The sequence below is a fragment of the Pseudomonas sp. D4-21 genome, from assembly GCF_051132125.1.
In the GTDB taxonomy this organism is placed as follows: Bacteria; Pseudomonadota; Gammaproteobacteria; order Pseudomonadales; family Pseudomonadaceae; genus Aquipseudomonas.
Genome location: NZ_CP071664.1, coordinates 4,934,616 through 4,950,085, shown reverse-complemented (window position 1 = coordinate 4,950,085; position 15,470 = coordinate 4,934,616). Strand labels below are relative to the sequence as shown.

At 63.1% G+C, this 15,470-nt stretch carries 11 protein-coding genes; 8 read left to right on the top strand and 3 right to left on the bottom strand.

The features are described from left to right. Positions 1-118 precede the first annotated feature (118 nt). The 3 genes from dxs to J3Q04_RS22305 all read right to left on the bottom strand — a co-directional run bounded on the left by dxs (position 119) and on the right by J3Q04_RS22305 (position 3,257). Positions 119-2,017 (bottom strand): 1-deoxy-D-xylulose-5-phosphate synthase, encoded by a 1,899-nt coding sequence (dxs, locus tag J3Q04_RS22315; protein ID WP_434609290.1) that lies wholly within the window; start codon positions 2,015-2,017, stop codon positions 119-121. 113 nt (positions 2,018-2,130) lie between these two features. Beyond that, entirely contained in the window at positions 2,131-3,018 is an 888-nt protein-coding gene (gene ispA / locus J3Q04_RS22310; protein ID WP_420767562.1) for a (2E,6E)-farnesyl diphosphate synthase, read from the bottom strand. Further along, positions 3,015-3,257: an exodeoxyribonuclease VII small subunit gene (locus J3Q04_RS22305; protein WP_003185917.1), complete on the bottom strand. Its 243-nt coding sequence runs from the start codon at positions 3,255-3,257 to the stop codon at positions 3,015-3,017. Before J3Q04_RS22305 ends, ispA begins: the two co-directional genes overlap by 4 nt. 435 nt (positions 3,258-3,692) lie before the next feature. On the opposite strand from J3Q04_RS22305, the gene J3Q04_RS22300 reads away from it, so the two are divergent. The 8 genes from J3Q04_RS22300 to J3Q04_RS22265 all read left to right on the top strand — a co-directional run bounded on the left by J3Q04_RS22300 (position 3,693) and on the right by J3Q04_RS22265 (position 15,457). Continuing rightward, positions 3,693-4,484: a YfaP family protein gene (locus J3Q04_RS22300; RefSeq protein ID WP_420767584.1), complete on the top strand. Its 792-nt coding sequence runs from the start codon at positions 3,693-3,695 to the stop codon at positions 4,482-4,484. A gap of 36 nt (positions 4,485-4,520) precedes the next feature. Further along, a complete protein-coding gene (locus J3Q04_RS22295; protein WP_434609293.1) occupies positions 4,521-6,230 on the top strand; it encodes a DUF2138 domain-containing protein in 1,710 nt (569 codons plus the stop codon). Next, positions 6,215-6,874, top strand: a complete 660-nt coding sequence (locus J3Q04_RS22290; protein WP_420767564.1) for a DUF1175 domain-containing protein — start codon at positions 6,215-6,217, stop codon at positions 6,872-6,874. The genes J3Q04_RS22295 and J3Q04_RS22290 overlap by 16 nt, the downstream gene beginning before the upstream one ends. Then, positions 6,871-11,439, top strand: coding sequence for an alpha-2-macroglobulin family protein (locus tag J3Q04_RS22285; RefSeq protein WP_434611507.1), 4,569 nt, complete (start codon positions 6,871-6,873; stop codon positions 11,437-11,439). The genes J3Q04_RS22290 and J3Q04_RS22285 overlap by 4 nt, the downstream gene beginning before the upstream one ends. Position 11,440: 1 nt before the next feature. Continuing rightward, the gene (locus J3Q04_RS22280) at positions 11,441-13,060 is read left to right on the top strand and encodes a DUF2300 domain-containing protein (protein ID WP_434609295.1); all 1,620 of its coding nucleotides are present in this window, start codon (positions 11,441-11,443) and stop codon (positions 13,058-13,060) included. 3 nt (positions 13,061-13,063) lie between these two features. Beyond that, positions 13,064-13,894, top strand: coding sequence for a YfaP family protein (locus J3Q04_RS22275; RefSeq protein WP_434609297.1), 831 nt, complete (start codon positions 13,064-13,066; stop codon positions 13,892-13,894). Positions 13,895-14,166: 272 nt separating this feature from the next. Then, complete coding sequence (locus tag J3Q04_RS22270; protein ID WP_434609299.1) at positions 14,167-15,051, top strand: MBL fold metallo-hydrolase; 885 nt, start codon at positions 14,167-14,169, stop codon at positions 15,049-15,051. 163 nt (positions 15,052-15,214) lie between these two features. Then, the gene (locus J3Q04_RS22265) at positions 15,215-15,457 is read left to right on the top strand and encodes a YdcH family protein (RefSeq protein ID WP_420767568.1); all 243 of its coding nucleotides are present in this window, start codon (positions 15,215-15,217) and stop codon (positions 15,455-15,457) included. Positions 15,458-15,470: the final 13 nt, after the last annotated feature.

Genomic DNA, 15,470 nt, shown 5'->3' with positions numbered 1-15,470 from the left:
AACCAATGTGGGAGCGAGCCTGCTCGCGATAGCGGTAGGTCAGTCAGCACAGCATCGACTGGTCTACCGCTATCGCGAGCAGGCTCGCTCCCACAGGGGGGCCGTGTGGTCTGAAGAGTTACAGGCCCAACAGCTGCAACCGCAGTCGCACCGCCGCTTCGATCCCCGCCTCGTCCAGCCCGCATTCGGCCAGCATTTGCGCAGGCTTGGCGTGTTCGACGTAGAGATCCGGCAGCCCAAGGTGCAGTACCGACTTGAGGATGTTTTCCCGCGCCAGGAATTCGCTGACCGCGGCGCCGGCACCACCCATGATGGCGTTTTCCTCGATGGTCACCAGCAGTTCGTGGCTGTCGGCCATCTCGCGCACCAGGTCTTCGTCGAGGGGTTTGACAAAGCGCATGTCCACCACGGTGGCATCAAGCTTTTCGGCGACTTTCAAGGCTTCGGCCAACTGCACGCCAAACACCAACAGGGCCGCTTGCTTGCCTTGACGGCGGATCACGCCCTTGCCGATCTCGATGGGCTCAAGGTCAGCCTCGATCGTCGCGTTCGGGCCGGTGCCGCGAGGGTAGCGCACTGCCGCCGGGCCATTGAACAGGTGGCCGGTGGTGAGCATCTTGCGCAGTTCGTTTTCATCGCTCGGCGTCATCACCAACATGCCCGGGATGCAGCGCAGGTAGGACAAGTCGAAGCTGCCGGCGTGGGTCGGGCCGTCTTCGCCCACCAGCCCGGCGCGGTCGATGGCGAACAGCACATCGAGGTTCTGCACAGCCACGTCGTGGACGAGTTGGTCATAGCCGCGTTGAAGGAAAGTCGAATAGATTGCCACCACCGGCTTGGCGCCTTCGCAGGCCATGCCGGCCGCAAGGGTCACGGCATGTTGTTCGGCAATCGCTACGTCGAAATAACGCTGCGGGTAGCGTTCGCTGAACGCCACCAGGTCGGAGCCTTCCTTCATCGCCGGGGTAATGCCCACCAGGCGCGGGTCGGCGGCGGCCATGTCGCACAGCCATTGGCCGAACACGCCGGAATACTTCGGCCCACCGGTCTTTTTCGGCGCGGCGGCCGGGGCATCCAGGGGTTCAAGCTTGGTGATGGCGTGGTAACCGATCGGGTCGACTTCCGCCGGGGCGAAGCCTTTGCCTTTCTTGGTGACCACGTGCAGGAACTGCGGGCCCTTGAGATCGCGCATGTTGCGCAGGGTGGCGATCAGCGTGGGCAGGTCATGGCCGTCGATGGGGCCGATGTAGTTCCAGCCCAGCTCCTCGAACAGCGTGCCGGGCACCAGCATGCCCTTGGCATATTCTTCGGTGCGGCGGGCGATTTCCCAGGCGCCCGGCAGGCGCGACAGGACCTTCTTGCTGCCTTCGCGCATGCTGGCGTAGGTGCGGCTCGAGAGGATCTTCGCAAGGTAATTGGACAATCCGCCAACGTTGCGCGAGATCGACATGTCATTGTCGTTCAGTATCACCAGCATGTTGGCGTTGACCTCCGGCGCATGGTTCAGCGCCTCGAAGGCCATGCCTGCGGTCAGTGCACCGTCGCCGATCACGGCAATCGCCTTGCGCTCGCTGTTTTGCAGGCGGGCGGCAATCGCCATGCCCAGGGCGGCGCTGATGGAGGTGCTGGAGTGACCGACGCCAAAGGTGTCGTATTCGCTCTCGGAGCGGCGCGGAAAGGCGGCGACACCGTCCTTCTGGCGCAACGTGCCCATGCGGTCGCGACGACCGGTGAGGATCTTGTGCGGATACGCCTGGTGCCCGACGTCCCACACCAACCGGTCGTCCGGTGTGTCGAAGACGTAGTGCAACGCGATGGTCAGCTCGATGACACCCAGGCCCGCGCCAAAGTGCCCACCGGTCTGGCCGACCGTGTAGAGCAGTTCCAGGCGCAACTCATCGGCCAGGGTCTCCAGCTCGGCTTCACCCAGTCGACGCAGGCCGTCCGGCGTGTTGGCGCGGTCCAGCAGGGGCGTGGTCGGGCGTGTGCGGGGGATCTCTTGAAACGTCGTGGGCATCAGGCGAATCGTTATAGGTATAGAAAGAGGCGGCAGTTTACCTTATGCATCGCAAGCTGCCCACGCGTCGGCCGGAACTTGGCCGATACGCACTTAAATGGGTTGACCGTGGATCAGCTGCGTCGTTCGACGATATAACGCGCCAGATCGCGCAACGGTTCGGCCGCCGCGTCAAAGGGTCGCAGCGCGGCCAGGGCCTGGTCGCGCAGTTCCAGGGCGTAGGCCTTGGCTGCATCGAGGCCGAGCAAGGCCGGATAGGTCGGCTTGTCGCGCGCAATGTCGGCACCCTGGCGCTTGCCCAGGGTCTGGGTATCGCTTTCGACGTCGAGGATATCGTCCTGAACCTGGAACGCCAGGCCGATGGCCCGGGCGTAGGTCTGCAAGGCTTGCAGTTGTTCCGGCGTGGCCCGACCGCTGGCCAGGGCGCCGAGCCGGACGCTGGCCTCGATCAGAGCGCCGGTCTTGTGCCGGTGCATGTATTCCAGCGCGCTCTGATCCAGCTTCAGGCCCACCGAACCCAAGTCGATGGCCTGGCCGCCCACCATGCCGGCCGGGCCCGCCGCCAACGCCAGGGCGCTGACCATGTCCAGGCGAACCTGCGCCGGGCATTCGCTCAGGGTCGGGTCCAGCAGGGCGCTGAAAGCCAGGCTCTGCAAACCGTCGCCCGCAAGAATTGCGCAGGCTTCGTCGAATTTCTTGTGGGTTGTCGGCTGGCCGCGACGCAGGTCGTCGTCGTCCATGGCGGGCAGGTCGTCATGCACCAGGGAATAGGCATGAATCAGCTCGACCGCGCAGGCCGCGCCGTTGGCCTGCTCGGCCACGCCGCCAAGGGCTTCGCACGCGGCATAGGCCAGCAGCGGGCGCACGCGCTTGCCGCCGTTCATCACGCTGTAGCGCATGGCTTCGTACAGGCGCGCCAGTTCCGGGCTCGGGGCGCTGAACAGGGTCTCCAGTGCAGCATTGACCCGGGCCTGGCTGCTGGCCTGATAGGCGCCGATCATTCAGGCTGTTCCGCGTCGAAAGGTTCTTCGGTCAGCTCGCCGTCGCGTTCGAGCAGCAATTGTACCTTCTGCTCGGCCTGGGCCAGCGCTGCCTGGCAGTCGCGAGTCAAGCCGATACCTTGCTCGAAAGCAGTCAGCGAGTCTTCCAGCGACAGTTCGCCGTTCTCCAGGCGTTCGACCAGCGTCTGCAGGTCGGCCAGAGATTGTTCGAAATCCAATGCAGCTTTTTTGCGGGCCATGGCGGCTATTCCGGTTGACTGTTAAACCGGCGCGACACTAGCAGACATGGGGTGCTCGGGCAAATCAGGGCGGGGTAACGCAGGCTATGATCCAGTGCTTTTGTGGCGAGGGAGCTTGCTCCCGCTCGCGCGCGCAGCGGTCGCAAACTGGATCAACACGGCGGGTTTGGGGCTGCTGCGCAGCCCAGCGGGAGCAAGCTCCCTCGCCACGGGACTTCGTCAGAAGTGACGTCGGGTTCCGTATTCGGCTCACATCAGCTTCGATACGTGATTTCCCACACAGAATCGCGCGTCCCCCGATTGTGAAAAATCCGTCAAATGGCTACTCTTCGCGCCATCTACGGCCCTCTTGCGACGGGGCCTTCAGACGAAACCCGAACAATGACAAGCAGCGCCGAGGAAGGGCGCCGGGTTGCGTCGTGCATGGCAGGAGGCATAGTGCGTTTTCTTTCATTGTTGATCGTGCTGCTCGGCGCGCCGCTGGCGTGGGCCGGGCCTTCGGCTGAAATGTCGGAGCCGGTCGGCGGCTGGCGTTACCACGGCTTGCTCGATCGCACGCAAAACCCGCAAGTCGCCTACCCCACGCCACCGATCGATCGGGGCGTGCAGCGCAACCGCACGATGATCGAAGGCCGGATCAAGGACATGGGCACGGCGCGCCAGCCCCATAGCCTGTCGGTCAACGGCAACCCGCTGAATCTCTACACCGATGACGAGGGGCGTTTCGCCCGGCCGTACGCGTTTGGCGCCGGCTCCAACAGCGTCGAGGTGCGCAGCTCCGAAGGCCAGTCCCTCAAGCGCGTGCAATTCTATGAAGCCAACAACTTGCGCACTCCGGCGCAAATCCGCGTGGTGCTGGGCTGGGACGATCCGAAAGCCGAACTCGACCTGCATATCGTCACACCCGACGGCCAACATGCTTTTTTCGGCCGGCCGGCCCTGACCAACGGCGGCGGCCTCGACCCGGACGGCGTCGACGGCCCCGGCCCCGAGATGTTCACCATGACCGCACCCATGCACGGCACTTACCTGGTGTACGTGAACTATTGGGGCAACTACGGCAGCGGCGGCTACAACTTCGACGAAGCCAGCAACCAGAACGAGGTAATCACCTCGCAGATCAACCTGGTGCTCAACGAAAACACCGTCGATGAAAAACGCGAAACCTTTGTCGTGCCCCTGCGCGCCATTGGCGATCTGCTGCTGGTCAAGACGTTCAACTACTAAGTACTCCGCTCCACGGATGAATAGGCCCTTGTGAATATGAGCGACAACACTGCTTCCCCGACCACGCCGACACCTGTCGCCAAACCTGGGCGCCGTTGGCCGGCGATTCTGATCGGGCTGTGCCTGGTGGCCGGCGCTGCCGCCGGGTTGGGCTGGTTCATGACCAAGCCCAAGGCCCCGCCCATGGCGCTGGCGTTGGAAAAACTCGGCGTGAGTCGTCCCGACGGCTTGATCGAGGCGCATTCCCTGAGCCAGTTGCCCAAGGACCTGTTAACGGTGCCGTTTCTCAAGGCCACGCTCACCGAAGATTTTGTCTTCTATTACGAAGCCCACGCCGACCGTCTCGGCCTGATCGGCAGCCTGCGCCGGATCATCTACGAGCATGACCTCAAGCTGCAGGACAGCCTGATCGAGCAGCTTTTCGACCAGCCGGCGGACGTGGCCTTGTGGCGCGGGGCGGACGGTCGTCTCAAGGATTTCCTGCTGGTGATGGATCGCGGCGGGTTGGCCAAGGTCCTGGAACCGCTGGCGAAAGTCGCCCTGGATGACACCCAGTTGAGCAAGCTCGGCGACCTGAAGGTGAGCGGCGATGAGGTCGCGCTCTATCAACTGAGCTATAACGCCAGCAAATCCCTGGTTTTCGCCTCCCACGGCGACAAACTCGTCGTGCTCTCCAACCCGAGCAAGCTGTACGACCAAGGCCATGGCCCTACCGATGAAGCCGGCATGGTTTCGACCCAGGCCTTAGAAGCCCTGCTGGCGGGGGAAAAACTCTTCCCCGAAGCATTCGGCCTGGCGGCCAAGGCACCCGAGGTCAAGCAGCGCATCTCGGTCAACGCCAGTGTGCTTGCCATGGGCTACCAGCGTTTCATCCCGAACTTCGCCGGCTTGCGCTTCGACATGGACGACAAGGGCTGGCACAGCTTTTTGGCCATGGACGAACTGGAAAACCAGCCGGACTTCGATTTCAAGCCGATCTGGCAAGCCATGCCCATGGGCGCCAGCGCCTGCGTAGCGTTGCCCCTGGCCGCCGAGCAGCAGAAACCGTTGCTGATGAAACTGGGCGCCGAGGAAAAAGCCGCCCAGGCCATGGTTGATCATGTGGCGGGCGCGGCGGGCCTGTGCTGGTACGCCGATTCTCGCCTGTACACGCCATTGCTGGTGGCGAGCCTGAACGAAGACGATGGCAAGCTCGACGCCGATTTGGGCAACCTGTTTGGTTCGATGGTGGGGGCATATGAAAACAATGTCGCTGAACACGCGTTCCCGGTGGTAGAGAAACAACAAGGTTCGACGCACCAATGGCAACGCCAGGTCAGCACCAACTTCGGCCCTTACGCGGCCAAAGAGGCGGAGCAGCCTGAAGCGATCACCGGCAAGGCGTTCATGCGCGTGAGCCTGGCGCGCCACGGTTCGACGTTGCTGTTCTCCCTTGATGACAAGCTGGTCGACAAAGCCCTCGGTACCCTCGACAAGCGCTTCCCGCCCATGGCCGACGTGGTGCCCAAGGACTTGCTGATGCCGGTCTACTTCGGCCCGGATTCCATGGCGCAACTGATGCAACGCGAAACCCTCGACAGCCTGCCTCAAGACATGGAGCCGGTGTTCTACAACGCCGCGCAAACCTACCTGATCCCTAAACTGCGCACCCTCGGCGGCTACGGCAAATACGCTCTGACATTGCCTGAAGGCAGCGAGCCGGACGGTCGCTGGCAGTGGTTGCCGCTGGAATGGAAAGCGCTGTGACGGGATTGATCCGCAACCGCGCATGGGCGTTGCTGCTGGCTTTGCTGCTCGGCGGGCCGGCACTTGCCGTCGAGGCGCCGGCGCTGGATGCACAGCAATCCCAGGTCTTTCGCGCCTGGTTCGTGCGCATCGCCCAGGAACAGCTGACCAAAGGCCCGAGCCCGCGCTGGTACCAGCAGGACTGCGCCGGACTGGTGCGTTTCGCGGCCAACGAAGCGCTAAAGGTCCACGATGAAAAATGGCTGCGCAGCAATGGCTTGTCCAATCGCTACCTGCCGCCGGAACTGCCCCTCAGCGATGCGCAACGGCGTCTCGCCCAGCAATGGCAACAGGGCGGCGGCAAGATCGGGCCCTACGTCAATGCGATCAAGCTGATCCAGTTCAACAGCCGCCTGGTGGGCCGGGATGTCACCCAGGCCCGCCCCGGCGACCTGATGTTCTTCGATCAGGGCGACGATCAACACTTGATGATCTGGATGGGCCGCTACATCGCCTATCACACCGGCACCACCACCCCAACCGACAACGGCATGCGCTCCGCAAGCCTGCAACAACTCATGAACTGGAAGGACACCCGATGGATACCCGACGCAGCCAACCCCAACTTCATCGGCGTCTATCGACTCAACTTTCTCACCCAATGACCGGTGCCCGCATGCTGCGCTTGTGTTCGAAACTGCCCCTGCTGTTTGCTCTGTTGTTGGCGCCCCTCGTGAATGCCGAAGACACCGTGGAGCCCAGCGGCTATACGCCGGTGTCCGGCGAAAGCTTTTTCCTGCTGGCCGACAGCAGCTTCGCCAGCGACGAGCAGGCGATGGTCCGCCTCGAAGCCCCGGGGCGTGATTACCGACGGTTTCGCATGGAGCCCTACGGCGGTGCTGATATCCGGGTCTATCGGATCGAAAAGCCGTTGGAGTTCCTCAAGCGCCAAAAGAACCTCCACAGGGTGGTCAGCGACGGCCAGTTCAAGGGTGAAGGCCTGTCCAACACCCTCGCGTACCTGTGGGACAACTGGTACCGCAAATCCCGTCGCGTGATGCAGCGGGCGTTCTCCTACGAATCCCGCCAGCAGGTTACCGAAGAGGTGCCGGAGCTGAAGATCGGCAACGCCCTGATCGCGCCGACGCCATACGATGCGCCGGCGCAACTCGCCTTGATCCCCGGTTTGCCGGTGGTCAGCCAGTTCCGCTATCCGCTGTGGCAGGCCAAGCCGATCCAGCCGCCAGCCGGCGTCAACCTGGCCGGTTCGTCCAGCGAGTTCGTCAGCGTCGCGCCGGGTAACGTCTACGTGCCGTTGGGGCAGTTGAAACCGGGCCTGTACCTGGTGGAAGCGCTGATTGGCAAATACCGCGCGACCACCATGGTTTTCGTGTCCAACACCGTGGCCGTAAGCAAGATCGCCGGTGACGAATTGCTGGTCTGGGCCGCGCGCAAGCATGAAGGGCGCTCGGTACCCAAGGTCAATGTGCTGTGGACCGACGGCCTGGGCGTGATGAGCAGCGGTGCCACTGATGAAGACGGCCTGGTGCGTCTCAAGCACGTCAGCCCGGAGCGTTCGTTTGTCATCGGTGAAGACGAAGAGGGCGGGGTATTCGTCTCGGAAAACTTTTACTACGACAGCGAAATCTACGACACCAAGCTCTACGCCTTCACTGACCGGCCGCTGTACCGGCCAGGAGATTGGGTGTCGCTGAAAATCGTCGGTCGCGAGTTCAAGAACGCCCGCGACTCGGTGCAACCAGCGGCCGCCGACGTCAACGTCAGCGTGCTCGATGCCACCGGCACGGCGTTGCAAACCCTGGCCCTGAAGCTCGATTCCAAGGCCGGTACACAAGGTCGTTTCCAACTGCCGGAAAATGCCGTGGCCGGTGGTTATGAATTGCGCTTCAGCTACAAGGACCAGCTCTACAGCAGCGCCTTCCGCGTGGCCGAATACATCAAGCCGCATTTCGAGATCGCGCTGAACCTGGCCAAGCAGGATTACCGCACCGGTGAGCCGGTCAAGGGCAATCTGGTGCTGCTGTACCCGGACGGCAAGCCAGTGGCGAACGCCAAGGTCAGCCTGAGCCTGCGGGCCCAGCAGTTGTCGATGGTGGATAACGAGCTGCAATACCTTGGGCAATTCCCGGTCGAGCTGACCAGCAGCGAAGTGACCACCGATGACAAGGGCAACGCCACGCTCGATTTGCCGGCCGCCGACAAACCGAGCCGCTACACGCTCACGGTGTTCGCCAGTGATGGCGCGGCGTATCGAGTCAAGACCACCAAGGAAATCCTCATCGACCGTGGCGCGGCGAATTTCCGCCTGAGCGCGCCTCGACGTTTCAGCGCAGCCGGCGAGAAAGTCGCGTTCAGCTACGCCAACGAAGGGGGCAGCGAACAAAGCAAGGCCGTGACACCGGGCAGCTACGCCTGGGTGCGTCTGGAAGACCAGACCACCGGCGAAGGCAAGCTCGCCGCCAACGACAAGGGCTTCAGCCTGACCTTCGACCGTCCCGGCACCTACAACCTCACGCTCAAGGACGATCATGGACGGGCCATCGGCGCGACCAGCCATGCGGTGACGGGCGAAGGCATCAAGGCCGTGCCGGGCACGGTCGAAATCGTCCTCGATAAAGCCGAGTACAAGACCGGTGACGAAGCCCTGGCGCTGATCACCTTCCCGGAGCCGGTCAGCGACGCGCTGTTGTCACTGGAGCGGGACAAGGTCGAGGCCACCGCGATGCTCTCCAAGGGCGCCGACTGGCTGAAGATGGAAAAACTCAGCGATACCCAGTACCGCGCACGCATCGCCGTGAAGGATCATTTCGCGCCGAACCTGACCTTCTCCGTGCTGTACACCAAGGGCGGCCAGTACAGTTTCCAGAACGCAGGCATCAAGGTCGTCGCGCCGCAGATCGACGTAGCGATCACCACCGACAAAGCGACCTATCGCCCCGGCGACACGGTGACCGTCGACCTGGGCACCCAGTTCGCAGGCAAGGCGATCCCGGCGCACCTGACCGTCAGCGTTGTCGATGAGATGGTCTACGCGCTGCAACCGGAAGTCGCGCCAACCATCGACCAATTCTTCTATCACCCGCGCCGCAACAACGTGCGCACCAGCGCCAGCCTGTCGTTCATCAGCTACGACGTGGCACTGCCGGGCAGCCCCGGCGCGCCGGGCAAGGCCAACCGCAGCGAGCGCGGAGTCAAGGTGCTGGAGCGGCCGCGTCGCGAAGATGTCGACACCGCAGCCTGGCAACCGGAGCTGGTCACTGACGCCAACGGCAAGGCCCGCTTCACCTTCAAGATGCCTGACTCCTTGACCCGCTGGCGCATCACCGCCAAGGCAATCGCGGACGACGGCCAGGTCGGTCAGAAGAAGCAATTCATCGCGTCGGAAAAACCGCTGTACCTGAAGTGGAGCGGCCCGACCCGCTTCCGTGTGGGCGACAAGCCGCAATTGGGCCTGTTCGCTTTCAGCCAGTCCGAGAAGCCTTTGAAAGCCGAGCTGCTGATCCGCTACGCCGGCGCCGAACAGCGCGTGGTAGCGGAACTGAAAAATGGCATCAACTACGTAGCGTTGCCGGCCCTGGAACTGAGTAGCGGCGACTTGAGCGTCCAGTTGCAGTTGAACGGTGAGACCCAGGACGCCCTGGCCATGCACCTCAATGCCATCGGCAACGGTTGGCAAGTCACCCAGAGCCAGCGCCTCGATGTGGGCGGCGGCGACACACCACTGAACCTGCCGGCCGACGCCAGCGATATCCGCCTGCGCCTGGACGATAGCCCGCAAGCGCTGTTCCGTTCTGCCCTGGACGAATTGCTGAGCTACCCGTACGGCGGCGTCGAGCAGACGGCCAGCCGCCTGTTGCCATTGAGCATCGCGTATCCAACCCTGGCGTCGAACCCGCAGATCCGCGACCGCTTGCGGTTGATCATGCAGAACAGCCGCTTGCGCCTGGTGCAGATGGCCGGGCCGTCGGCGAGCTTCACCTGGTGGGGCCAGGACGGCGAGCCGGATGCATTCCTCACCGCTTATGCCTATTACGCCGACTGGCACGCCAGCAAGGCTTTGGACCTGAACCTGCCGGCGGAACACTGGCAGCGGGTGCTGGAGGTCTATGCCAAGCAGGCCGCTGACACGCCGCTGTTGCAGCGGGCGTTGATCCTGTCGTTCGCCAAGCAGATGCAACTGCCGGTGAATACCTTGCTCAGCGGGCTGATGGACGACCTGGCGAAAGCCAGTGAAGACAGCACCGAGAGCGTGCTGGACAGCGGTGAAGACAGCCTGGTCATGTACGCGCCGGATTCGGCCCTCGGCCTGGCCAGCGCCCGGGTGCTGACCGCATCCCTCGCCAAGCAGGCGAAGGTGCCGTTGCCCGCAGCGTTCAGCCGTCAGGCCGAGGCCGCGCAACAGCAGTTGGAGCTGAGCTCGCAGCCGTTCGTGGAAGCACTGCTGCTGTCGTTGCAGGGCTTCGATCAGGCCCGCGCCAGTGCATTGCTGGAGCGCGTGCTGCCGCAGCAATCCACCTTGGAACGCGCGTTGGCCCTGACCTGGCTGCAACGCAGCATCGAACAGGCCGCGCCGGCCGTGGCATTGACGCCGGGGGAAGGTTGGAAAGCCCAGCAAGGCGCCACGGGTGAAACCTACTGGCAATGGCAGGGCGCGCAGTTGCCGACCTTGCTGACGCTCAGCGGCGCCCAGGAGCGTCCGTTGCAAGCGGCATTGAGCTTCCAGAGTCAGCAAGCGCCCGTCGCGCCGATGGCGGTGTCCATCACCCGTCGCCTGTCGCGCCTGGTGCCGGGCGACGAGGCTTTCACGTTCAAGCTTGAAGCCGTGGGCAACAAGCCGTTGTCCAGCGACGCCCTCTACCTGGATGAAGTGATCATCAACAGCAAGGCCGCGACACCGCTGCGCTACGGCATGCTCGAAGTGCCGTTGCCACCGGGCGCCGATGTGGAGCGCACCACGTGGGGCATCCAGTTGATGGGCAAGGCCGACAGCGAGCCAACTTCCCTGGAAAAGGCGCGCTTCGAGCCGGGCCAGATGGCCTACGCGGTACCGGTCGATGCCCTCAGTGGCGAGTTGCGCCTGCGACATTTGGTGCGCTTCTCCCAGAAGGGTCAGTTCACCTTGCCGCCGGTGCGTTTCACCCAGGTCTATGCGCCACAGAACCAGGCGCGGGAACAGAAACCGGCGCTGGGTCAGGTGACGGTCAACTGACATGCGCAGGGCTTGGGGCTGGTGGTGGTTGTGCCTGATTCCTGCGCTGACGACAGCGCAGGAGGAGCCGTTGCGCCTGGCCTTCGACGGTCAACTGTTGCGGGTGAGCCAGACCCAGGTGCTGGATCGCCAGCCGTTGACCAATTCCTTGCAGGCACCGTTGGGCAGTTTGTGGAAACTCTTCGTCTACGCCTGGCTGGTGGACACCGATGCTCGCGAGCCGGTTTACGAATGCCGCGGCGAATCGAAGGAAGAGGTCTATTGCTGCAACGCTGGGCAGAGCATCGGCCGCGATCAGGCGCTGGTGAAGTCCTGTGGTTTGTATTTCGAACCCCAGCGACTCGGGATTTCCGCGCCGCGATGGCGTGATTACTGGCAGGCGCGCCAGGCGCCGAAATGGTTGTTGGACCTGCCGACCTTGCAGCCGCAAACCCAGGTGCCGGTGGCCGAACTGCTCAAGGCGCTGGCGATGCTACCGGCCCAGGAGCAGGCCCGTCGGGTATTGCTCGACGTGGTGCTCGGCGCGGCGGATGGTCGGTTGGTCGGCCAGTTGGGCGCTCGCCTGCGGGTCAAGACCTGGAGTTGGTTGGGCGACCAGGGGCCCTCGTCGCGCCAAGGCGGTTTCGCCGGTTGGCTGGCTGATGGCACCCCGGTGTGGGCCGGTGGCCGCGGCACCAGTCAGCAGGTCCTGAAGAAATACGGCGATGGCTTGGCCACGGCGCTGCCGTCCCGCTGGCCTGTGGACACCGGACGCTGCGTGGAAGTCGACCTGTTTGCCCGTTACCCGTTGCAACGGGTGATGGCTGGCGAGCGACCCGCCACGCCGGGCCAGTTGCGCGGCGACTACCGCGTCGAGTTCACCAACGGTAACCAGCTGGACATCCACAGCGACGGCGAACTGTTCCTGCTGCCGGGCAAACTGGTGGCGCGACTGGACCGGGAGGAGTACGTCGCCCGGGTCCTGCAACGCGAAGCCAAGGCCGAACCCGCCGAAGCGGCCAAAGCCCTGGCCGTGGCGATTCGCACCTACCTGCTGCAAAACGCCCAGCGCAACGGCGATTGCCTGAGCATCGATGACAGCAGCCATCGCCAGCGCGTCGCGCCACGTCCGGCGGCGCCTGAAACCCGGGCTATTGCCGCTTGGACCAGCGACCTGGTCCTGGCTGGCACCGACGTCACTTATCACTCCGATCAACCCGGCCCGGACAAACTATCCTGGGCCCAAGCCGTCGAACAAGCCCACGACGGCCAGCGTTACGACGCGATCCTGCTGCATGCCTATCCGCGCGCGAGCCTCAGCCGTTGGGACAATCCGGTGGCATCCTGCCAAGCATTGCCCGCCGCCCAGGAATGGTTGCTGAAGCAGCGACGTGGCTGGCGTCAACGCTTGGAAAGCGAAGTGGGCTACAACGAAATCAGTTCCTTCGCGGTGTGCCGCGTCGCCTTCGGCCGGCCGTATGTGGACCGCGAGCGCCAGCGCATCTACGTGCGCGGCGTGCTGTCGCTGCAAGACCGCCTCGACCTGACCCATGAATATCTGCACCTGGCCTTTGAAGCTCACCCCAACGGCCAGGACGAAACCTATATCGAAGGGCTCGCCCGTCACCTTTTGCTGGAATAGACCATGACACTCCGTTATCCACAGGTCTTGCTGTTGCTTTGCGGCCTCGCTGCGTTGCCATCGGCCATGGCCGCCGACCCGATCAAGCTAGAAACCCCAGTCGGCGGCTGGCGCAGCGGCGCGCCGGGCGGCGAGGGCGAAAGCTTCAGCCAGACCGTCAACTACCCGGCCTCGTCCGTCAACACGCCCCAGGGCCAGGCGAACACGGCGCGCATCAGCGGTCAGATCAAAGGCACGCCGAAGAGCAATGAGCCAGGCCAACTCATCGTCAACGGTGTGAGCCTGCCGTTGAAGGTTGATGAGGAAGGCCGCTTCGATCGGCCGTTCTCGTTCCCCAACGGCAGCAACAGCGTGGAAGTGCGCAGCGCCGATGGCCAGCAGCGCCACCGCACGCAATTCCTCAACACCAGCGGCGGCGCGACCCCGGCCAAGCTGCGGGTATTGCTGACCTGGGACAGCGATGGTACCGACCTGGACCTGCACCTGGTTACGCCCGACGGCGCCCACATCTGGTACGGCGACCGCGCCGTCGCCAACGGCGCCGCCCTCGACGTCGACGTCACCACCGGCTACGGCCCGGAAATCTTCGCCATGCCCGCGCCGATCAAAGGCCAATACCTGGTGTATGTGAACTACTACGGCGGCGGTTATCGCAGTGACGAGGATGAAGAAGGCGATGGCGAACAAGTCGAACAGGCGCAACAGGCCCTGACCACGGCGAAAGTCACCGTCATCACCGAAGAAGGCACGCCGAGCGAGAAGATGGAAACCTTCGTGGTGCCCATGCGGGCGGTGGGGGAGCTGACGTTGGTGAAGAGCTTCAGCTACCCATAAACCTGTGGGCTGTGATCCCTGTGGTGAGGGAGCGCTCAAACACCAAAATACCTGTGGGAGCGAGCCTGCTCGCGAAGACGAGGGCACATTCAACATCAATGCAAGCTGACCCAGCGCTTTCGCGAGCAGGCTCGCTCCCACCCAATCTGTGGTTTGGCCAGGCATGGGCACCGCCTGTCGCCTTTGCGGAATTGAGCCTGTCGCCTTCCTGTCGATTTCTTAGAGTCCGGAAATAACCAGAAATCGACGCGCCATTCGTGCAGGAGGCCTCCATGCATATCCACCACCTCAACTGCGGTTGCATGTGCCCGGTGGGCGGAAAGCTGTTCGACGGTTACAGCCGGGGGCTGACGGCGTGCCTGGTGTGTCATTGCCTGTTGATTGAAACCGACACCAACGGTCTGATACTGGTGGACACCGGTTTTGGCCAGCGCGATGTGCAGACGCCCGAGCGTCTGAGTCGTTTTTTCCGCGCGTTCAACAACATCAAGTTCGAGCATCGCCTCACTGCGTTGGAGCAAGTGCGGCGCCTGGGCTTCGATGCCAACGACGTGCGGCACATTCTTGTTACCCATCTGGATTTCGACCACGCCGGCGGGCTGCAGGATTTTCCCCAGGCCCGGGTTCACGTCATGCGCGACGAAATGGCGGCGGCCCGCACCGCCGACACTTGGATCAGTCGACGCCGGTTCCAGGCGCGTCAGTGGCAGGGCGTCGATAACTGGGAGTTTTATGCCCCGGATGGCGACACCTGGTTCGGATTCGACTCGGTGCGCGCATTAATCGGCGCGGAAGAAGAGGACATTTTCCTAGTGCCGCTCCAAGGCCACACGGCCGGGCACGCGGGCATTGCCGTGCGCACGTCCGACGGCTGGTTGCTGCACGCCGGCGATGCCTATTTTTTTCACGATGAAGTCCATCAAGCCGAGCGTCGCTGTCCGCCGGGGCTGAAGTTTTATCAATACATGATGGACACCTATCGTTCGGCGCGGATGCGCAATCAGCAACGGCTGCGGGAGCTGGCACGGGTCCAGGATGGGCACGTGGAAATTTTCTGCAGTCACGATGCCAAGGAATGGGAGCGGGCCGCCCAGCAGCACCCAGTCCGTGTCGATTCCAATGCAATGCCGTCGGCCACCGGCAAACAATCTTCCTGACCCGATCCAAGTCAAAACGACTCTTCCCTTTGCCCACGTCTCGTGGGCTTTTTTTTGTTCACGATGCCGTTCGTCACCGTTTCCAGATGTTTCTTTCAACTTAGCCGAAGGGGCCAATTCTAAAAATCGTGTACCCCAACAACACCGTTAAAAGGAGAAGGCCATGCCTGCTTCTCATGATCTTTATCAGGATTTGAATTGCAGCAAAGAGGCGGTTCAACAACGTCGTCAGCAGGATCCGGAACTTGATCGCCTGCTCGATGAATACACGGATCTGGATAACCAAGTGCTAGCGGCCGAATCGATTTCGGCGGGCAATGTCGAGGGTGACGATATCCGTAAGCTCAAGGAACAGCGCCTGTCGATCAAAGACAAGATCGCGCAGCAACTGGCAAACACTCAATAAGCGAAGCGTAAGA

Coding starts and splice junctions, on each gene's coding strand:
- dxs (WP_434609290.1), bottom strand. CDS start 2,017: ATGCCCACGACGTTTCAAGAGATCCCCCGCACACGCCCGACCACGCCC.
- ispA (WP_420767562.1), bottom strand. CDS start 3,018: ATGATCGGCGCCTATCAGGCCAGCAGCCAGGCCCGGGTCAATGCTGCA.
- J3Q04_RS22305 (WP_003185917.1), bottom strand. CDS start 3,257: ATGGCCCGCAAAAAAGCTGCATTGGATTTCGAACAATCTCTGGCCGAC.
- J3Q04_RS22295 (WP_434609293.1), top strand. CDS start 4,521: ATGAGCGACAACACTGCTTCCCCGACCACGCCGACACCTGTCGCCAAA.
- J3Q04_RS22290 (WP_420767564.1), top strand. CDS start 6,215: ATGGAAAGCGCTGTGACGGGATTGATCCGCAACCGCGCATGGGCGTTG.
- J3Q04_RS22285 (WP_434611507.1), top strand. CDS start 6,871: ATGACCGGTGCCCGCATGCTGCGCTTGTGTTCGAAACTGCCCCTGCTG.
- J3Q04_RS22280 (WP_434609295.1), top strand. CDS start 11,441: ATGCGCAGGGCTTGGGGCTGGTGGTGGTTGTGCCTGATTCCTGCGCTG.
- J3Q04_RS22275 (WP_434609297.1), top strand. CDS start 13,064: ATGACACTCCGTTATCCACAGGTCTTGCTGTTGCTTTGCGGCCTCGCT.
- J3Q04_RS22270 (WP_434609299.1), top strand. CDS start 14,167: ATGCATATCCACCACCTCAACTGCGGTTGCATGTGCCCGGTGGGCGGA.
- J3Q04_RS22265 (WP_420767568.1), top strand. CDS start 15,215: ATGCCTGCTTCTCATGATCTTTATCAGGATTTGAATTGCAGCAAAGAG.